Genomic DNA, 19,635 nt, shown 5'->3' on the forward strand with positions numbered 1-19,635 from the left:
GTTCCTCTAGTGTGCCGCCTGGAGCCCGGAGTCATCCAGTGAGATGTCCAGTCCGAGATCCAGCGACGGCGCCGAATGCGTCAGGGCGCCGACCGAGATGACGTCGACCCCCGTCTCGGCGATCCGCCGCACGGTGTCCAGTCGCACGCCGCCGCTGGCCTCGACCGTGGCGCGACCCGCGATGTGCTCGACTCCGCGGCGGAGGTCCTCCATCGTGAAGTTGTCGAGCATGATCGTGCCGACGCCGGCCGCGAGCACCGCGTCGATCTGGTCGAGTCGGTCGACCTCGACCTCGACGTGCGTCGTGTGCGGCAGACGCGCGATCGCGCCCTGCAGCGCGGCCGTGACCGAGAGCCCCCGGCCCGTCAGCACGGCGAGGTGGTTGTCCTTGACCAGGACGGCGTCCGAGAGGGAGTGCCGGTGGTTGTGCCCACCGCCGCTGACGACGGCATGGCGCTCGAAGGCGCGCAGGAGCGGTGTGGTCTTGCGCGTGTCGGCGATGCGCGCGCCCGTGTGGGCGACCTCGGCGACGTAGCGCGCGGTGAGCGTGGCGATGCCCGACATGCGCTGGACGAAGTTCAGCCCGATGCGCTCCGCCCGGAGGACCGCTCGCGCGGGACCCTCCACGACGGCGAGCGTCGCCCCCCGCTCGAAGCGCTCCCCGTCCTCGATCATCAGCACGACGGCGATACGCGGATCGGTCAGGCGGAAGGCGGCCTCGAACACCTCGCCGCCGCTGAAGACCCCCGGCTCCCGGGCGACGAGCTCGGCCCGCGCGGAGGCCTCGAGCGGGATGAGCGCCTCTCCGGTCAGGTCTCCCCACGGGGCGTCCTCGTCGAGGGCGGCGGCGACGGTCCGGTCGATCTGGGTGCGGGTCAGCATGCGAGGGCTCCGGTCAGTGTGCGGGATGCCGCGGCATCCGGGGCGAGGCGGGGGGTGCCCGTCGGAGCCGCCTCGGGCGTGTCGATGCGGTGGTGTGCGCCGACCGACTCCGTCCGGGCGCGCGCCGCGCCGATCGTGGCCGCCGCGACGTCGAGCAGGTTCTCGTCCTCGAGCTCGTGCACCGACTGCGGCGTCCGTTCCTGCGCGCGCCAGCCGGCGACGAGGGCCGCGGCCGAGTTCAGCCCCGCGCCCGTGCGTTCGAGACCGGCGTGGTCCCACATCAGGCGCTGAAGCGCGGAGCGGCTGAACGGAACCGCGGCGTGCTCGACGATGCCGCCCACTTCTGCGGCGTGCACTGCCGCGGCGAGGGGAGCGCGGAGCGCGCGGGGACCGCGCCACGGGGAGGACCCGGATGCCCCCGCCGATGCCAGCGCGGCGGCAGCGCGGGCGGCGAAGACGGCGCCCTCCAGGAGCGAGTTCGACGCCAGCCGGTTCGCGCCGTGCACGCCGGTGCGCGCGACCTCGCCCACGGCGTACAGGCCCGGCATGCTCGTGCGGCCGTCGAGGTCGGTGACGACCCCGCCCATGAGGTAGTGGGCGGCGGGGGTGACGGGGATCGGCTCGCGCGACCAGTCGAGCCCCCGCTCGCGCACGGCCGCATCGATCGTCGGGAATCGCTGCGCGAGGAACGCCTCGGCCGTCTCGGGTCCCGCCGCCCCGCCCCCGATCGCCGTCGCGTCCAGCCGAACGGGGCGACCGCCCTGCGCGGCCATGCGGGCAGCGATCGCCCGCGCGACGACGTCGCGCGGGGCCAGCTCGGCGTCGGGGTGCACGTCGAGCATGAATCGGCGGCCCGAGTCGTCGACCAGCACACCCCCCTCGCCGCGAACCGCCTCGGAGACGAGGAAGGGCTCGCCGACCGCGAGCACGGTCGGATGGAACTGGACGAACTCGAGGTCGGCGACCTCGGCACCCGCCCGCAGGGCGGCCGCGATGCCGTCTCCCGTCGCCACGGCGGGGTTCGTCGTGCGGTTGTAGAGCTGCCCCGCGCCGCCGGTCGCGAGCACGACGGCGTCGGCGCTCAGGACGACGCGGTCCCGGCCGGCCTCGAGCAGCTCGACGCCGCGGACCGCCCCGTCCTCCACGATGAGATCGACGAGGAACGCGTGCTCGATGATCGCGATGCGCGCGTCGCGCACGGCCGACACGAGGGCGCGCTCGATCTCGGTGCCCGTCGCATCGCCGCCGGCGTGCAGGATGCGGGGGTAGGAGTGCGCGGCCTCCAGGCCCCGCACGAGTTCTCCGCCGTCGTCGCGGTCGAACCCGACGCCGAGGGAGATCAGCTCGCGGATGCGCTCGGGCCCCTCCTCGGCGAGAACGCGCACGGCCGCGGGGTCGGAGAGCCCCGCGCCCGCGACGATCGTGTCGTGCACGTGGTCCTCGACCCGGTCGTCGGCGAACATCACCCCGGCGATGCCGCCCTGCGCGTAGCGGGTGTTCGCGTGCTCGAGTTCGTCCTTCGTGACGAGGGTGACGTCGACCCCCGCCCGCGCCGCGTGCAGCGCGGTCATCAGCCCCGCGATGCCGCTGCCGACGACGACGGCGTGCGTCACGGCGCGACCTGAGGGGATGGCCGTGCCGACAGCATCCGCTCGAGGGCCACGCGGGCGGGGTCGGCCACATCCGCCGGGACCGTGATGCGGTTGCGCACCTCGCCCGCGACGAGGCCCTCGAGCACCCACGCGAGGTAGCCGGGGTGGATCCGGTACATCGTCGAGCACGGGCAGACGACGGGGTCGAGGCAGAAGATGGTGTGCTGGGGATGCTCGGCGGCCAGACGCTGCACGAGGTTGATCTCCGTGCCGATCGCGAAGGTCGTCGGCTCGGTCGCGGCCTGGATGGCCTTGCGGATGTAGTCGGTCGACCCCGCCTCGTCCGCGGCGTCGACGACGTCCATCGGGCATTCGGGGTGCACGATCACCCGCACGCCGGGGTGCTCGAGGCGAGCCCTGTCGATCTGGTCGACGCTGAAACGGCGATGCACGCTGCAGAAGCCGTGCCACAGGATGACGCGGGCGTCCTCGAGCGCCGCGTCGTCGTTGCCGCCCATCGGGCGCCGCGGGTTCCACAGCGGCATCCGATCGAGCGGCACGCCCATCGCCTTGGCGGTGTTGCGACCGAGGTGCTGGTCGGGGAAGAAGAGCACGCGGCGGCCGCGCGCGAACGCCCACTCCAGCACGGTCCGGGCGTTCGAGGACGTGCAGACGATGCCGCCGTGGCGACCGACGAAGCCCTTGATCGCGGCGGAGGAGTTCATGTACGTCACCGGCACGACGGGGACGAGGCCCTCGGCATCCGCCCGGTCCATCGGCCCGTACAGCTCCTCGAGCTGCTCCCAGCACTCCTCGACCTGGTCGATGTCGGCCATGTCGGCCATCGAGCAGCCGGCCGCGAGGTTGGGGAGGATGACCGCCTGGTCGGGACCGGAGAGGAGGTCTGCCGTCTCGGCCATGAAGTGCACGCCGCAGAAGACGATCGCCTCGGCCTCCGGGTGGGCCTTCGCGGCGCCGGCGAGCTGGAAGGAGTCGCCCACGTAGTCGGCGTGCGCGACGACCTCTTCCCGCTGGTAGAAGTGGCCCAGCACGACGACGCGGTCGCCGAGCGCGTGCTTGGCGGCGATGATACGTGCGTGCAGCTCCTCCTCGCTCGCCTCGCGGTACTCCCGGGGCAGCTCGCCCTGGCGCGGGGAGCCCGTGGGGATGACATCGCCCATGGAGGACCCGGGGCCGTAGCCGGGCCGGGAGTCGAAGTCCCAGGGGCCCGCGGCGAGATCGGTCGTGCAGGTCTGCGAGAGTGATGAACCGGTGACGATGGCCTGGATCTCGTGGTCGACCGATGCATCGATCGGGCGAGGCTGCAGGGTGAGGGGCGTGGCGGGCATGACTACCTCGATTCAGCGGATGCCGCGGGCTGTACGAGCCGCGCGAGGGGACCCCGGTCGGCGAGTTCGACATCCTGGTTGTAGCGGTACAGACGCGCCGGGCGATGGCTGCCCGTGCGGAACGATTCGGTGGGGATGAGGGTGCCGGACCCCTCGACCTGGCGGCGGAAGTTGGCCGGGTCGAGGCGACGGCCGAGGATCGCCTCGTACGCCTCCCGGAGATCGGCGAGCGTGAACTCGTCGGGCAGCAGACCGTGCGCGATGCGGCTGTAGCCCACCTTGTTGCGCAGGCGCCACAGGGCGTAGTCGACGATCGTGTTGTGGTCGAAGGCGAGTTCGGGGAGCTCCGCGGCCGCGAACCACTCGACGTTCTCGGGTGCGTCGCCGTCGGCGGCGTGCGCCGCGACCTGCGCGTCCACCTCGTCGGCGCGAAGGAGCGCCCAGTAGACGATCGACACGACCCGAGTAGGGGAGCGATCGACGTCGCCGAAGGCGTAGAGCTGCTCGAGATAGCTGGGCGTGAGGCCCGTCGTCTCGGCGAGGGTGCGGGAGGCGGTGGCATCCAGGCCCTCCCGCGCGTCGAGCCACCCGCCGGGGAGCGCCCAGAGGCCCTCGAACGGATCGCGCGTGCGGCGGACGAGGGGCAGCACGATGGCGGGCCGGTCCTGTTCGGGATGACGTCGCAGCGTGAAGATCACGGTCGACACGGCGACGCGCGCCTGCTCCTCGTCGGCGGCGTGGGCGCCGTCGGCGAGGGGGGCGAGTGAGGGGTTCGTGGTTCGTGTCGTCATGACCTTTACTTCCACGGATCATATTAGTGTCACCGTGACCTCAAGGGCAACCGGGCCGGGCCGCGCCGCGCCGCGCGCATGCCGTGTGTTCCCAGGCGGGGCGACGTAGGCTTCCCGCGAGATCTTTGCGAGGAGGAGACGTGCTCGTCGTCGACATCGTGCTGATCGCGGCACTCATCCTCGCGCTCATCATCGGCATCCAGCGCGGCCTCTTCGCGAGCCTCGGCACCCTCGTGGGTCTTGCGGGCGGAGGCGTCGCCGCCTTCTGGCTCGTGCCGATCGTCAACAACGCCGTCCCCTGGCCCCAGTGGCGCGGGCTGATCGTGCTCGTCGTCGCCGTGCTGCTGCTCGCGGTGGGTGCCGGCATCGGCGGCGGGATCGGGATGGCGGTGCGGCGCGGGGCCGACCGCATCAAGCTCAAGGGAATCGAGCGGCTTCTCGGCGGGGCCGTGAGCGTCGTCGTCGCCGCGCTGGCGATCTCGCTCGCGGGGCAGAGCATCTCGGCGACCGGGATGCCGGTGGTCTCGCAGGCGCTCGCGTCCTCGCAGGTGCTGCGCACGATCGAGCAGCTGACGCCCCGTCCGGTGCAGTCCACCCTCGCCCAGCTGCGCGGGACCGTGCTCGATGAGGGCCTGCCGACGCTCGGCACGCTGCTGGACGGTGCCGTCTCGCCCGGGGCGCCCGACGTCTCGCTCGACGACCCCGCGCTGACCACCGCCGCGCAATCCGTCGGTCGTGTGTCGGGCGTGGCGTACGCGTGCGGCACGAGCGCGACCGGGTCCGGATTCGTCATCGCACCCGACCGGGTCGTGACGAACGCGCACGTCGTCGCGGGCGTCGAGACGCCCGTCGTGGAACTGCCGGGAGAGGCGGCGCGCGAGGGTCGGATCGTCTACTTCGACCCCGTCGACGACCTCGCGGTGATCGCGGTCACCGGCCTCGGCGCGGACCCCCTCCCGGTCGTGCCCACCCTCGGCGCAGGCGCATCGGCGGTCGTGCAGGGATACCCGTACGGCGGACCCTTCGAGATGGTCGGCGCCGAAGTGATCTCCGTCGGCGCCGCCGCCGTACCCGACATCTACGACTCCTCGGCGGCCCAGCGCGAGGTGTACGCGCTTGCCACGACGGTGCGGCCCGGCAACTCCGGGGGGCCCCTGCTGACCCCCGCGGGCGAGGTCGCGGGGGTGGTGTTCGCGCGCGCCGAGAACGACGACGACCTCGGATACGCGATGACGACGATCGAGCTCGGCCCCGTGCTCGCGCAGGCCGAGGCGCTCGACGCCGCCGTGTCCTCGGGCAGCTGCACCGGCTGACCCGCGGCATCCGGCGTTTCGGGGGGTGTGGTCCGCCGCCGCCGCGCGTATGCTGACCGCCACAACCGCATACGGCCTCACCTCGAGCGGGAGAGCCCCGGAGCCGCCACGGTCCGGGCACCGAAGGAGCAAGCCTCCCCGCCAATCTCTCAGGTACGCGTACCGCCCGAGTCGGCCACTCTGAAAAGCGATCGTCCCTCGAGGCGGTCCGCCGACGGTGAAAGCCCCGCGCCCGTGCGCCGGGCGAAGCTCTCAGGCCCATGACAGAGGGGGAGTTCACCGGATGCCGCTCGGCACCCGGCCCGCACGACACCGGGAGAGCTCCATGCCAGACCCCGTCGACCCCGTGGCTCCGGCGCCGCGCGCGTCCGCCCTCGCAGCCGTCCACAAGGCCCTCGGGGCCTCCTTCACGGACTTCGGCGGATGGCTCATGCCCGTGCGCTACACGTCCGACCTGGCCGAGCACCACGCCGTGCGCCGGGCCGCCGGCCTCTTCGACATCTCGCACATGGCCGAGTTCGTCGTCACGGGGCCGGATGCCGCGCCGTTCCTCGACCACGCCCTCGCGGGCCCCCTCGCGACGCTCGCCGTGGGGCGGGCGAAGTACACGTTGCTGCTGAACGAGGGCGGCGGCATCCTCGACGACCTGATCGTCTACCGCCTCGCGGCCGATCGCTACCTCGTCATCGCGAACGCCGGCAACCGCACCGTCGTCGCCGAAGCCCTCGAGGATCGGGCGCAGCGGTGGCCGATCGTCGCGACGCTCGCGGGCGGCGACCGTCCGGCGGGGGGGTCGTTCGCGCTCGTGCGGGGTTCGCGGCCGGTGCGGGTCGATGACGTCTCGGACTCCTACGCCCTGCTCGCGCTGCAGGGCCCGCGGTCTTCGCAGATCCTCTCCGCCGTTCGCGGGCTCGAGGCGACCGGCGCCGATCCGGCCGCGCTGTCGTCGTACGCGTGGGCCGAGGCCTCCTTCGACGGCGTGCCGGTGCTCGTGCTGCGAACGGGCTACACCGGCGAGGACGGCTACGAGCTGCTGCTGCCCGCGGATCGGGCCGCGGGGCTGTGGGCCGCGCTGCAGGAGGCCGGTGAGGGGCTCGGGCTCATCCCGGCGGGCCTCGCCGCGCGCGACACGCTGCGCCTCGAGGCGGGTATGCCCCTCTACGGGCACGAGCTGTCCGCCGACGTGCGCCCCGATCAGGTGGGGCTCGCGCGCGTCGTCGGGTCGGGCGCGTCCGGCCCGCCCGGATTCGTGGGCGGCGACGCCCTCGCCCGGCCGCGGGACGCCGGGGCGCCCGTGCTCGTCGGGCTCGTCTCCGAGGGGCGCCGCGCGGCGCGGTCGGGATACCCCGTGCGGCTCGGCGACAGCGTGGTGGGAAACGTGACGAGCGGCGCCCTCAGCCCCACCCTCGGCCACCCCATCGCCATGGCGTTCGTGCGGCCCGACCTCGCCGCGCCGGGAGCCGCGCTCGACCTCGACGTGCGCGGCACGCGCATCCCCGCCACCGTCACCGCCCTGCCCTTCTACCGGAGGAAGAAATGACCGACCTGACCAGCCTGAAGTACACCGCCGAGCACGAGTGGATCGCCCTCGACGGCGATATCGCCACCGTCGGGATCACCGATTTCGCCGCCGACAAGCTCGGCGATGTCGTCTTCGTCGACCTGCCCCCCGTCGGCTCGCCCGTCCTGGCCGGCGAGGTCTGCGGCGAGATCGAGTCCACGAAGTCGGTCGGCGAGCTCTACGCGCCCCTCACCGGCGAGGTCGTGGCCGTCAACGAGGCCGTCGTCGACGACCCGTCCCTGGTCAACTCGTCGCCGTTCGACGACGGCTGGCTGCTGAAGATCCGGGTGGATGCCCCGGCATCCGCCGACCTGCTCGACCGTCAGGCGTACCTCGGCCTCACGGGGGCCGCGCGGTGACGGCGACGACCGCCGCGGAACGCTTCGTCGAACGGCACATCGGCACCGACGCCGGCGCCCGGGCCACGATGCTCGCCGCCCTCGGGTACTCCTCGACGGCCGAGCTCATGCGGGCGGCCGTGCCCGCCGCGATCCTCGCCGAGCGCGGCGATGACGGCGTCATCCCGCCGGCGGCGACCGAGGCCGAGGCGCTCGCCGAGCTGCGTGCGCTCGCGGGGCGCAACCGCCCGGCGCGGTCGATGATCGGGCTCGGGTACTACGACACGTTCACGCCCGCCGTCATCGCGCGCGGCGTCTTCGAGAACCCGTCGTGGTACACGGCATACACGCCCTACCAGCCCGAGATCTCGCAGGGCAGGCTTGAGGCGCTGCTGAACTTCCAGACGATGGTCGCCGACCTCACCGGGCTCGCCACCGCCAACGCGTCGATGCTCGACGAGGCGACCGCGGTCGTCGAGGGGATGCTGCTGGCCCGGCGCGCCTCGCAGAGCCGCTCGAACGTCTTCCTGGTCGACCCCGATGCGCTGCCTCAGACCCGCGCCGTGCTCGCGCACCGGGCGGAGGCGCTCGGCATCGAGCTGCGCGAATGGGGCGGGAGCGGGGCAGCGGAGGCCGAGGCGTTCGGGGTCTTCGTGCAGTACCCGGGAGCCTCGGGGCGCGTGGCCGACCCGACCGCGCTCATCGCCGCCGTGCACGCGTCGGGCGGACTCGCCGTCGTGGCGGCCGACCTGCTCGCGCTGACCCTGCTCGCCTCCCCCGGCTCGCTCGGCGCCGACATCGCCGTCGGCACGACGCAGCGCTTCGGCGTCCCGATGGGCTTCGGGGGTCCGCACGCGGGCTATCTCGCCGTGCGCGCGGGCCTCGAGCGCCAGCTGCCCGGGCGCCTGGTCGGGGTGTCTCAGGATGCCGACGGCGCGCCCGCCTATCGGCTCTCGCTGCAGACTCGCGAGCAGCACATCCGCCGGGAGAAGGCGACGTCGAACATCTGCACCGCCCAGGTTCTGCTGGCCGTCATGGCGGCCATGTACGCCGTCTACCACGGGCCCGGCGGGCTCCGGGCGATCGCCGAGCGCGTGCACGGGCACACCGTCGCGCTCGCCGCCGCGCTGCGGGCATCCGGCTGCGAGCTCGTGTCGGACAGCGCCTTCGACACCGTGCGTGTGCGGGTGCCGGATGCCGCGGCGGTCGTGGGCCGCGCGCGCGAGCGCGGCTACCAGCTGCTGCAGGTCGACGGGACGACCGTCGGGATCTCGATGGACGAGACGACGACGGCGGCCGATGTCGCCGCCGTCGCCGAGGCGGTCGGCGGCGGGTTCGCCACCGGCGAGGGGGAACGTCCCGCTCGGGCGGACGCCCCGGGCGTGGGCCTGCCGGAGGGGCTGCGGCGCGCGGACGGCTACCTGCGGCATCCGGTCTTCCGCACGCATCGCTCCGAGACGGCCATGATGCGCTACCTCAAGACCCTCGCCGACCGCGACTACGCCCTGGACCGGGGCATGATCCCGCTCGGCTCGTGCACGATGAAGCTCAACGCGGCGAGCGAGCTGGCGGCCGCATCGTGGCCCGAGTTCGCCCGGGTGCACCCCTTCGCGCCGGCCGAGGATGTCGAGGGATACCTCGCGCTCATCGAGCAGCTGGAGACGTGGCTCGCCGAGATGACCGGATACGACACCGTCTCGCTGCAGCCGAACGCGGGGTCCCAGGGCGAGCTCGCGGGCCTGCTCGCGATCCGCGGCTATCACCGCTCGCGGGGCGACGACGCGCGCGACGTGTGCCTCATCCCCGCCTCGGCGCACGGAACCAACGCGGCCTCCGCGGTGCTCGCCGGCATGCGGGTCGTCGTCGTGGCGTGCGACGCGGCGGGCAACGTCGACCTCGGCGACCTGCGCGCGAGGATCGCGGCGCACGCCGAGACGCTCTCGGCCCTGATGATCACCTACCCGTCCACGCACGGGGTGTACGAGCACGACGTGCTCGAGATCACCGCCGCGGTGCACGACGCCGGCGGACAGGTGTACATCGACGGCGCCAACCTCAACGCCCTGCTCGGGTACGCGCGCTTCGGCGACCTCGGCGGCGACGTCTCGCACCTGAACCTGCACAAGACCTTCGCGATTCCGCACGGCGGGGGCGGGCCGGGCGTCGGTCCCGTCGCGGCGAAGTCGCACCTCGCGCCGTTCCTGCCCTCGCATCCGCGCACGCAGGGCGGCGACGCGCACGGCCGGGCGGGAGGCCCCGTGGCGGCGGCGCCCTTCGGGTCGGCGTCGATCCTGCCGATCTCGTGGGCGTACGTGCGCATGATGGGGGCGCGCGGGCTGGCGGATGCCACGGCATCCGCGGTGCTCGCCGCCAACTACATCGCCACCCGGCTGCGTGCGCACTTCCCCGTGCTGTACACGGGCGAGGGCGGTCTCGTCGCGCACGAGTGCATCCTCGACCTGCGCCCGCTGCGGGGGCGCACCGGGGTGAGCGTGGACGACGTCGCCAAGCGGCTGATCGACTACGGCTTCCACGCGCCGACGATGTCCTTCCCGGTGGCGGGCACGCTCATGGTGGAGCCGACCGAGAGCGAGGATCTCGCCGAGCTCGACCGCTTCTGCGACGCGATGATCGCGATCCACGACGAGGCCGAGCGCGTCGGGGCGGGGGAGTGGCCGGCCGACGACAATCCCCTCGTCAACGCCCCGCACACGGCGGAGTCGCTCGTGGACGCGCACTGGCGGCATCCTTACTCCCGCGAACGGGCCGTGTTCCCGGTGCGCTCGCTCGTGCGAGCCAAGTACTGGCCGCCCGTGCGCCGGGTCGACCAGGCCTGGGGCGACCGCAACCTCGCGTGCGCCTGCCCCCCGGTGGAGGCCTTCGCGTAGCCTCGCCCCGCCCCGCCCCGCCCCGCCCCGCCCCGGCGCGCCCGCGCCCGCGCCCGCGCCGCCCCGCGAAACACCAGATCTGCGCCGAGACCCCATCCGGCGGCCGGGGTCTGGCCTCGGGTGTGGTGTTTCGTGTCAGCGCCACGCGCCGCGGAGGGTCGCGAGCATCGCGCGGTCGGGTGCGTCGACCTGCGGCAGCCCCGCGCCGAGCAGCTTGTCGAGCAGCGGCCGCACGCGATGCGCGTCTCCCCAATCCCATCTGGTGAAGCTGCGGCAGCGGCGTCGGAGGCGATCCTCGCGCAGCTTCTCCTTCACGACCCCGCGTACCGCGGCTTCCGCCGTCGCCGCGCGGTACTTCCCGTAGCCGTCCGACTCGCCGATGGTCGAGTAGTCGGGCCACCAGAAGTCGGGGCGGTCTTCGTGACCGTCCGTGAAGAACGTCCGCTGCAGGATGGGGACGGGGAAGCCCAGCCACGAGATGACCGCGCGGCTGACGGATTCTCCCGTCGACTCCGCACGCGCGTCAGCGAAGTCCCACACCCACGCGAGCATTCGCTCGTGGCGCCGATTCGGGTCCGACAGGCTGTGCGCCCGGATCGACTCCCGGTGAAGACCTCTCGACAGCGCCGTGTCGGCGACGGCGAGCGCGTACGCCGGTGGGAGATGCCGCGCGGTGTCCACGACCGTCGTGATGAGGTCGGTCGCGAGCGCTCCGGCGACGTGGGTGACGACGCGCGGCCGCTCCGATGCGTGAACCACGACGTCGCCGAAGCGTCGCGTCGAGCGCCGGTCGGGATCGAAGAAGTGGATGTCGCGCGGTTCCCCGAAGGTGGGCAGCCCATGCGCGACGGCCGCCGATTCCCGCATCAGCGCGGCATCCGGGAAGACGAGCACGGCCGCTGCGACGCGCTCGCGATAGCGTTCGTGCGGCGGGAGCGCGGCCCACCAGTCCGCAGGCGCGTATACGCCGGGCCGCACGCGCGCGAGCTCCCCCGACCGCACCCGGCGATAGAGCCCCTGCGGCATCCGTCGGTCGTCAGCGGAGAGCAGCAGGCTCCCGCCTGCGTCGGGTGTGAGCATGCGACCACCCTCGCGCGATCGTCCCCGGGTGGCCGGTCGCGCGCCCATCGTCCGTGGAGCGCTCGCCGGGCGGCGGGACGGGGAGAAGCGTGCGCGGTGGGCGACACACCGGATTTGCGCCGAAACACCAGCCGAGGACCGATGTGTCGGCGCAGATGTGGTGTCTCGCGGGGCGGGGCGGCGCGGGGTCAGGGCGAGGGGGTCGGGGTTGGGGTGCCTGACGGCGCGGGGACGGGGCCGAAGATCCCCGGCCAGAGCGCGGCCGCAAGCGGATACCCGACGAAGGCGATGACGTCGATGAGGGTGTGCGCGATCACGAGCGGCATGACCCGCCCCCACCGCTTGTAGCACCAGCCGAAGACGATCCCCATCACGAAGTTGCCGATGATCGGGCCGAAGCCCTGGTATGCGTGGTAGGCCGCGCGCAGCGTCGCCGATGCGATGATGATCGGCCACCACCCCCACCCCAACCGGCGCAGGCGGTCGAAGAGATAGCCGAGCATGATGACCTCTTCGAGCAGCCCCGCGCGCAGTGCGGAGAGCACCAGCAGCGGCACTGCCCACCACGCGGCATCCAGCGGCGAGGCCTGCACCGCCACCGTCGCGCCGAGTGTCCGTCCCACGGCGTAGAGCCCGAGGCCCGGCACCCCGATGACGAGGATGAGGAGGATGCCGCGGCCCGCGTCGCCTCCGAAGCGGGTGAAGTCCAGCCCGATCCGCCGCAGCGCGTTCGATCCCGGCTCCCACAGCAGGTAGACCACCAGCGCGACCAGCGCCAGGTCGAAGAACACCGACAGGATCTGGTACAGCGCATCCCAGAGGGCCGCGTCGTCGCGGGAGGGATTGAGGGCGGTCTGCTGCTGTCCGAGGGGCACCGAGATCGTCAGCCGTCGCACGAGCGTGAGCACGGAATACAACGCCGACTGGCCGAGCGTGACGGCGAGAACGATACCCAGTTCCCAGCGCAGCCGGACCCGGTTCAACGGCGGATTCACAGCGGGATGGGGAGTCACCTCGTCAGATTGCCATATCCGCACGGCACTGAGTAAAGGCTATGTAACGGTTCTGACGATGATTTGGAGCAATCGGATCAGCGTGCCTATGGTTTCCCCATCCCGCTCGGCTCACCTCCGTGACGCCTGGGCGAAAACAACCTTTCTTCATGGAGGAACAGTGAAGCGCAACAGAATCGCCCTCTCCGGGCTCGCGCTGCTGGGCGTCGGCGGGCTCACGCTCGCAGGCTGCGCCAGCGGCGGCACCGATGAAGGCACCGACGGGGGCGCGAGCGCCGCGATCATCACGACCAACGGCTCGGAGCCCGAGAACCCGTTGATCCCCACCGCCACCAACGAGGTCGGCGGAGGCAAGATCCTCGACGCGATCTTCGCGGGTCTGGTCTCGTACGAGGCCGACGGCACCCCCGTCAACGACATGGCCGAGGAGATCGTCGTCGACGACCCTCAGAACATCACCGTGAAGATCAAGGAGGGCCAGTTCTTCACCGACGGTGAAGAGGTCACGGCCGACAACTTCATCAACGCCTGGAACTACGGCGCTCTGCTGTCGAACGAGCAGTACAACAGCTACTTCTTCGAGGACATCGAGGGCTTCAGCTACGACGAGGACTCGGAGCTCACCGGCCTCGAGCAGGTGGACGAGTACACGTTCACGATCGCGCTGAACAAGCCGGCCTCGGACTTCCCGCTGCGCCTGGGCTACTCGGCCTACTACCCGCTTCCCGACGCCGCATTCGAGGACATGGATGCGTTCGGCGAGAGCCCGATCGGCAACGGTCCGTACATGCTCGCCAGCGAGGACGCGTGGCAGCACGACGTGCAGATCGACCTTGTCAAGAACGAGGAGTACCAGGGTGTGCGCCAGGCGGCCAACGGCGGCCTGACCATCAACTTCTACGCGACGCAGGATGCCGCGTACGCCGACCTGCTGGGCGGCGAGGTCGACGTGATCGACGCGATCCCGCCGTCGTCGCTGGCCTCCTTCGAGTCGGACCTGGGCGACCGCGCGGTCAACCAGCCGGCCGCGGTGTTCCAGTCCTTCACGATCCACTCCGAGCTGCCGCACTTCTCCGGCGAGGAGGGCGAGCTCCGCCGCGCCGCCATCTCGATGGCGATCAACCGCGAGGAGATCACCGACACGATCTTCCAGGGCAGCCGCACCCCCGCGAGCGACTTCACGTCGCCCGTCATCGACGGCTGGACCGACTCGCTCGAGGGCGCCGATGTCCTGGAGTACAACCCCGAGCAGGCCCAGGCCCTGTGGGCGGAGGCCGACGCCATCTCCCCGTGGGAGGGCACCTTCCAGATCGCGTACAACGCCGACGGCGGCCACGACCAGTGGGTCGACGCCGTGTCGAACTCGATCCAGAACACCCTCGGCATCGACGCGTCGGGCGCGGCCTACCCCACCTTCGCCGAGCTGCGCGAGCTGGTGAACTCCCGCACCATCACGACGGCGTTCCGCACCGGCTGGCAGGCCGACTACCCGGGTCTGTACAACTTCCTCGGGCCGCTCTACGCGACCAATGCGGGCTCCAACGACGGCGACTACTCGAACCCCGAGTTCGACGCCCTGCTCGCCGAGGGAATCTCGACGGATGACCAGGAGGCCGCCAACGAGCTGTTCCAGCAGGCGCAGGAGATCCTCCTCGCCGATCTGCCGGCCATCCCGCTCTGGTACTCGAACGTGACCGGCGGATACGCCGACACCGTCGAGAACGTGGAGTTCGGCTGGAACTCGGTTCCGCTCTACCACGAGATCACGAAGGGCGAATAGGCTCGATCTCACCTCGCGAGGCGGTGACGACCACGTCACCGCCTCGCGACATGTTTCCCCGGGGTATCGCGCGCGTCGCACCCGACGCGGCACGATGCTCTCAGGGCGCCCACGTCAACCCCGCGTGCGCGCCCGATGATCTCGGAGGGAGAAGAGGGTGGCCAGCTACATCCTCAGACGACTGCTGCAGGTGATCCCGGTCTTCTTCGGGGCCACGCTGCTCATCTATTTCATGGTCTTCGCCATGCCGGGGGACCCGATCCTCGCCCTCTTCGGCGACCGGACCCCCAACCCGAACCTGCTCGAGCAGATCCGGGAGCAGTACCACCTGAACGACCCGTTCATCGTGCAGTACTTCTACTACATCCTGGGCGTGTTCCAGGGCGACTTCGGCGTGAGCTTCTCAGGCCAGCCGGTCGCCGACGTCCTCGCGCGCACGTTCCCGGTGACGCTGCGCCTCGCGGTCATGGCCATCGCGATCGAGCTCGTGCTGGCGGTCATCATCGGCACCATCTCGGGCATCCGCAAGGGCAAGGTCTTCGACAACACCTCGCTCGTCATCGCCCTGATCTTCGTCGCGGTGCCGATCTTCGTGCTCGCATTCCTCGCGCAGTACTTCCTCGCGATCCAGCTCGGCTGGTTCCGCCCCACCGTCGGGGCGCAGAACGACTGGGGCGACCTCTGGCTCCCGGCGATCGTGCTGGGCCTGAGCCTCTACGCCACGAGCATGCGGCTCACGCGCGCCTCCGTCATCGACGCCCTCAATCAGGACTGGGTGCGCACCGCCTACAGCAAGGGACTGCCGCGCCGCCGCGTCGTCCCCGTGCACGTGCTGCGCAACTCCCTCCTGCCGGTCATCACCAACTCGGCCACCAACTTCGGTGTGCTCATGGTCGGCGCGACCGTCACGGAGGGCATCTTCAACGTCCCGGGCGTCGGCCAGACCCTGTACTCCGCCGTCACCCGGCAGGAGGGGCCGACCGTGGTGTCCTTCGTCACGGTGTTCGTGATCTTCTACGTGCTGGTCAACCTCGTGGTCGACCTGCTCTACGGCCTGCTCGACCCGAGGATCCGCTATGCCAAGTGATCAGCTCTCGCCGAACCACTACGTCGCCCCGGTCAAGAGCGCCGAGGTCACGGTGGACGCCGTGCGCGTCGACGCCAAGCCCAGCAGCCTGTGGCGGGATGCCTGGACCGACATCCGCCGCCGCCCGACGTTCTGGGTGACCAGCGTCGTCGTGGTGGTCGTCGTGCTCATGGCGATCTTCCCGACCCTGTTCACGCAGGTGCCGCCCGATCGCGAGTGCTTCCTGAGCAATTCCAACGGCGGACCCGCGCCGGGGCATCCACTCGGCTTCACCTTCCAGGGCTGCGACATCTGGTCGCGCCTCGTGTGGGGTGCGCGCACGTCGCTCGTCGTGGGTCTGCTCGCGACCCTGATCGGGACCGTGATCGGGACGGTGATGGGCGCCCTCGCCGGTTTCTACGGCGGGTGGCTCGACTCGATCCTCTCGCGGATCGGCGACATCTTCTTCGCGATCCCCTACATCCTCGCGGCGATTGTCGTGATGAGCGTCTTCTCACAGAACCGCACGCCGCTCGTGCTGGCCTTCGCGATCGGCGGTTTCGCATGGGCGTCGACCGCGCGCGTCGTGCGAGCGGAGGTGCTGCGGGTGCGTCAGGCCGACTTCGTGATGGCCTCGCGCGCGCTCGGCCTCTCGCGTTTCCGCACTCTGGTCTCGCACGTGCTCCCGAACGCCTTCGCCCCCGTGCTCGTCATCGCGACGATCACGCTCGGTGCGGCGATCTCGGCCGAAGCGACCCTGTCGTTCCTGGGTGTCGGTCTCGGCAGCGACACGATGTCGTGGGGACTGGACATCAGCCAGGCGCAGTCGTCGCTGCGCGTGGCGCCGATGGCCCTCATCTACCCCTCGATCGCCCTCACCGTGACGATCCTGGCATTCATCATCCTGGGCGAACTGCTCCGAGACGCCCTCGACCCGAAGGCGAGGGCCCGCCGATGAGCGTCGACTCCCAGACCCCGCTGCTGTCCATCCGCGACCTGACCGTCGCCTTCGACGCGGGCAAGACGTCGCGTGAGGTGCTGCACGGCGTGAGCCTCGACATCCACCCCGGCGAGACGGTCGCGATCGTCGGCGAGTCCGGCTCCGGCAAGTCGACGACCGCGTCGGCCATCATCAACCTGCTCCCGGGCACGGGGCACGTCACGGGAGGCTCGATCACCCTCGAGGGGCGTGAGCTGACCGAGCTGTCGCTGTCGCAGATGGAGAAGGTGCGCGGGCGCGAGATCGGCTACGTGCCGCAGGACCCGATGTCGAACCTGAACCCCGTGTGGAGCATCGGCTTCCAGGTGAAGGAGGCGATCCGTGCGAACGGCATCGCCACGGGCCGCCGCGAGGTCGAGCAGCGCGCCATCGAGGTTCTGAAGCAGGCCGGACTGAAGGATGCCGAGCGCCGGCTCCACCAGTTCCCGCATCAGTTCTCGGGCGGCATGCGTCAGCGGGCCCTGATCGGCATCGGCCTCGCCGCCGATCCCAAGCTGCTCATCGCCGACGAGCCGACCTCGGCGCTCGACGTCACGGTGCAGCGGGTCATCCTCGACCACATGGCCTCGCTCACCCGCGAGCGCGGCACCGCGGTGCTTCTCATCACGCACGACCTGGGGCTTGCCGCCGAGCGCGCCGACACGATCATCGTGATGAACCAGGGCGAGATCGTCGAGTCGGGGCCGAGCCGGGAGATCCTCGAGGACCCGCGGCATCCCTACACGCAGCGCCTCGTCGCGGCGGCCCCGAGCCTCGCCTCCCAGCGGATCCAGGCCACCGTCGAGGACCGGGGGCCGGTGCGCGACATCGACGCCGCCGAGCCTCCCGCCGTCGTCGTGACCGACCTGGTCAAGGAGTACAAGATCCGTCGCGGCGGGTTCCGCAGCGAGCCGTTCCGCGCCGTCGACGGCGTCTCGTTCGAGATCCCGCGGGGCAAGACCCTCGCCCTCGTGGGCGAGTCCGGGTCCGGGAAGTCCACGATCGCGAAGATGGTCCTCGGGCTCGAGGATCCCACCTCGGGCTCGATCACGATCGACGGCGAGCGGACCGACGCGCTCTCCGGCCGGGAGTTCTTCGCGCTCCGCCGGCGCATGCAGCCGGTGTTCCAGGACCCGTACGGCTCCCTCGACCCGCTGCGCAACATCGGCAACACGATCTCCGAGCCGCTGCACATCCACGGGGTGGGCGACGCGGCGTCTCGGCGCGCTCGGGTGAAGGAGCTGCTCGAGCAGGTGGCCCTGCCGCAGGAACTCGCCTCGCGCTATCCGAACGAGCTCTCCGGCGGTCAGCGCCAGCGCGTGGCGATCGCGCGGGCGCTCGCCCTCAAGCCCGACATCGTCGTACTGGACGAGGCGGTGTCGGCGCTCGACGTGCTCGTGCAGGACCAGATCCTGCAGCTGCTGGCGGACCTGCAGTCCGAACTGGCGCTGACCTACCTGTTTATCACGCACGACCTCGCCGTCGTGCGGGTCGCGGCCGACCTGGTGTGCGTCATGGAGCATGGGAAGCTCGTGGAGCAGGGAACGGTGGACCAGATCTTCGCCGCTCCGGCCGAGGAGTACACGCGGCGCCTCCTCGACGCGATCCCCGGCGCATCCATCCCTCTCGGCGGCCGATGAGGCGCGCGACTCCGACTCCCGAGGGACGGGTCTTCCGAACGCCGTCCGGAGTCGTCGCGTTCGTCGTGGCGGCGGCGGTCGCTGCGCTCCTGCTGGGGGATGCCGCGGTGCGTGCGGGGGTGGGGGAGATGCTCCTGCTGGCCCCCTGGATCCTGCTCCTGCTCTGGGGTGCATACGTCTTCGTCTATGCACCCCGCGTGCGCATCGACCGCGACGGCATCCGGCTCCACAACATCCTCCGCATCATCGACGTGCCGTGGGCGCTCGTACGCGGCATCGACGTGCGGTGGCAGCTGGAGCTGACGCTTCACGACGGCCGGGTCCTGCGCGCCTACGGCGGACCCGTGGCGGGAAGGCCAGGGCGACCCGCGCTCCGGCGATCGCCGGGGGAAGCCGAGCGGGTGCCCCCCGCGGTCCGCGATCTCGCACTGATCCGCGAGCAGTGGCAGGACGCCCTCGAGCAGGGAGCCGACTCGGCGGCCCCGGAGATCCGACGCGGCTGGGACGTTCCGGGGCTCGTCGCGCTGGCCGCGATCCTCGCGTGGGCGGTCATCGCTCTGCTGATCTCCGGCGGAACAAGCTGAGCGATCTGCCTGATCCGGACTGCGCCGCCTGAGAGATCGACGATGACGTTCCATTGGCCGACCGCACGATCCGACGCACGCGCACCACGCGCCGGGACCGCGCCGTGACGCTGTACATCCTCCGCCGGTTCGTCCACTACGCGATCCTGAGCCTCATCGCGACGTGCCTGGCATATGTGCTCGCGAGCGTGCTGCTCAAGCCCGCGGAGCGCTACTACGGCATGAACCCGAGACCGCCCCAGACCTCGATCGAGGCGAGCCTCGATGCGATGGGTGTGACCCCCGCGGTACCGGTGCTCGTGCGGCTGTGGGACTGGCTCGTCGGCCTGTTCACCCGCTTCTCGCTCGGGGAGACCATCGGCGGCGTTCAGGTGACCGCGGAGATCGCGGCGCGCGCCGGCGCGAGCCTGCGCCTCCTGCTCATCGGCTCGATCATCGGCGCGATCCTGGGCGTGCTGCTCGGGGTCTGGGGGGCCGTGCGCCAGTACCGCGCGAGCGATCAGGCGGTCTCCGCCCTCGACGTGTCGATCCAGGCGGGCGTGATCAACCTGCTCGAGGACCTCAAGGTGCGTCTGGGGCTGTCGTGCATCTTCGTCGGGCACGACCTCGCCGTCGTACGGCAGATCGCCGACGACGTAGCGGTGATGTACCTCGGCAGCAGCACTGCCGCACGCTCGATCCCGCCCTCGCGCCGCACGGGCGCGCCCGCGTCGCGTGCCACCACGCCGGCCGCTCCGGCATGGTCGAGGAGGCCGCCCTCGCGACGGCCACCTGATCGT

The 19,635-nt window shown here is 71.5% G+C and carries 15 protein-coding genes, 1 pseudogene and 2 riboswitches; of the genes and pseudogenes, 10 read left to right on the forward strand and 6 right to left on the reverse strand.

Annotated features, from left to right (window positions below; all coding sequences use genetic code 11):
• Window positions 1–6 precede the first annotated feature (6 nt).
• Genes nadC through RYJ27_RS03440 form a run of 4 tightly spaced genes read right to left on the reverse strand, consistent with a single transcriptional unit; the run spans window position 7 to window position 4,530 of the window.
• Window positions 7–882, reverse strand: coding sequence for a carboxylating nicotinate-nucleotide diphosphorylase (gene nadC, locus RYJ27_RS03425; RefSeq protein ID WP_330171354.1), 876 nt, complete (start codon window positions 880–882; stop codon window positions 7–9).
• Window positions 876–2,495, reverse strand: a complete 1,620-nt coding sequence (nadB, locus tag RYJ27_RS03430; RefSeq protein WP_330171355.1) for an L-aspartate oxidase — start codon at window positions 2,493–2,495, stop codon at window positions 876–878. The genes nadC and nadB overlap by 7 nt, the downstream gene beginning before the upstream one ends.
• Window positions 2,492–3,823 carry a quinolinate synthase NadA gene (gene nadA / locus RYJ27_RS03435; RefSeq protein WP_330171356.1) on the reverse strand — a complete coding sequence of 444 codons (1,332 nt, stop codon included), beginning with the start codon at window positions 3,821–3,823 and terminating at the stop codon, window positions 2,492–2,494. Before nadA ends, nadB begins: the two co-directional genes overlap by 4 nt.
• Window positions 3,824–3,825: 2 nt before the next feature.
• A complete protein-coding gene (locus RYJ27_RS03440; protein ID WP_330171975.1) occupies window positions 3,826–4,530 on the reverse strand; it encodes an NUDIX hydrolase in 705 nt (234 codons plus the stop codon).
• 224 nt (window positions 4,531–4,754) lie between these two features.
• On the opposite strand from RYJ27_RS03440, the gene RYJ27_RS03445 reads away from it, so the two are divergent.
• The 4 genes from RYJ27_RS03445 to gcvP all read left to right on the forward strand — a co-directional run bounded on the left by RYJ27_RS03445 (window position 4,755) and on the right by gcvP (window position 10,714).
• A complete protein-coding gene (locus RYJ27_RS03445; RefSeq protein ID WP_330171357.1) occupies window positions 4,755–5,927 on the forward strand; it encodes a MarP family serine protease in 1,173 nt (390 codons plus the stop codon).
• 77 nt (window positions 5,928–6,004) lie between these two features.
• A riboswitch (glycine riboswitch) is annotated at window positions 6,005–6,102 on the forward strand.
• A riboswitch (glycine riboswitch) is annotated at window positions 6,103–6,201 on the forward strand. It begins immediately after the preceding riboswitch.
• A 51-nt stretch (window positions 6,202–6,252) separates the two neighbouring features.
• Window positions 6,253–7,467 carry an aminomethyl transferase family protein gene (locus RYJ27_RS03450; protein ID WP_330171358.1) on the forward strand — a complete coding sequence of 405 codons (1,215 nt, stop codon included), beginning with the start codon at window positions 6,253–6,255 and terminating at the stop codon, window positions 7,465–7,467.
• Window positions 7,464–7,847: a glycine cleavage system protein GcvH gene (gene gcvH, locus RYJ27_RS03455; RefSeq protein ID WP_330171359.1), complete on the forward strand. Its 384-nt coding sequence runs from the start codon at window positions 7,464–7,466 to the stop codon at window positions 7,845–7,847. Before RYJ27_RS03450 ends, gcvH begins: the two co-directional genes overlap by 4 nt.
• A gap of 68 nt (window positions 7,848–7,915) precedes the next feature.
• Window positions 7,916–10,714 carry an aminomethyl-transferring glycine dehydrogenase gene (gcvP, locus tag RYJ27_RS03460; RefSeq protein ID WP_422732881.1) on the forward strand — a complete coding sequence of 933 codons (2,799 nt, stop codon included), beginning with the start codon at window positions 7,916–7,918 and terminating at the stop codon, window positions 10,712–10,714.
• Window positions 10,715–10,849: 135 nt separating this feature from the next.
• Here the strand turns inward: gcvP and RYJ27_RS03465 are convergent, their stop codons facing one another.
• On the reverse strand, window positions 10,850–11,794 hold the full coding sequence (locus RYJ27_RS03465) for a hypothetical protein (RefSeq protein ID WP_330171361.1): 945 nt from the start codon (window positions 11,792–11,794) through the stop codon (window positions 10,850–10,852).
• Window positions 11,795–11,982: 188 nt separating this feature from the next.
• Window positions 11,983–12,777, reverse strand: coding sequence for a CPBP family intramembrane glutamic endopeptidase (locus RYJ27_RS03470; RefSeq protein WP_330171362.1), 795 nt, complete (start codon window positions 12,775–12,777; stop codon window positions 11,983–11,985).
• Window positions 12,778–12,967: 190 nt separating this feature from the next.
• On the opposite strand from RYJ27_RS03470, the gene RYJ27_RS03475 reads away from it, so the two are divergent.
• The 6 genes and pseudogenes from RYJ27_RS03475 to RYJ27_RS03500 all read left to right on the forward strand — a co-directional run.
• Entirely contained in the window at window positions 12,968–14,587 is a 1,620-nt protein-coding gene (locus tag RYJ27_RS03475; protein ID WP_330171363.1) for a peptide ABC transporter substrate-binding protein, read from the forward strand.
• A gap of 157 nt (window positions 14,588–14,744) precedes the next feature.
• Window positions 14,745–15,674 carry an ABC transporter permease gene (locus RYJ27_RS03480; protein ID WP_330171364.1) on the forward strand — a complete coding sequence of 310 codons (930 nt, stop codon included), beginning with the start codon at window positions 14,745–14,747 and terminating at the stop codon, window positions 15,672–15,674.
• Entirely contained in the window at window positions 15,664–16,611 is a 948-nt protein-coding gene (locus RYJ27_RS03485) for an ABC transporter permease (RefSeq protein WP_330171365.1), read from the forward strand. The genes RYJ27_RS03480 and RYJ27_RS03485 overlap by 11 nt, the downstream gene beginning before the upstream one ends.
• Window positions 16,608–18,272: an ABC transporter ATP-binding protein gene (locus RYJ27_RS03490; protein WP_330171366.1), complete on the forward strand. Its 1,665-nt coding sequence runs from the start codon at window positions 16,608–16,610 to the stop codon at window positions 18,270–18,272. Before RYJ27_RS03485 ends, RYJ27_RS03490 begins: the two co-directional genes overlap by 4 nt.
• Window positions 18,269–18,856: a PH domain-containing protein gene (locus RYJ27_RS03495; RefSeq protein WP_330171367.1), complete on the forward strand. Its 588-nt coding sequence runs from the start codon at window positions 18,269–18,271 to the stop codon at window positions 18,854–18,856. The genes RYJ27_RS03490 and RYJ27_RS03495 overlap by 4 nt, the downstream gene beginning before the upstream one ends.
• Before the next feature lie 497 nt (window positions 18,857–19,353).
• Window positions 19,354–19,512: pseudogene (locus tag RYJ27_RS03500) on the forward strand (ABC transporter ATP-binding protein); the annotation flags it as partial.
• Window positions 19,513–19,635 lie beyond the last annotated feature (123 nt).

Source organism: Microbacterium limosum (assembly GCF_036324365.1).
GTDB lineage: Bacteria > Actinomycetota > Actinomycetes > Actinomycetales > Microbacteriaceae > Microbacterium > Microbacterium limosum.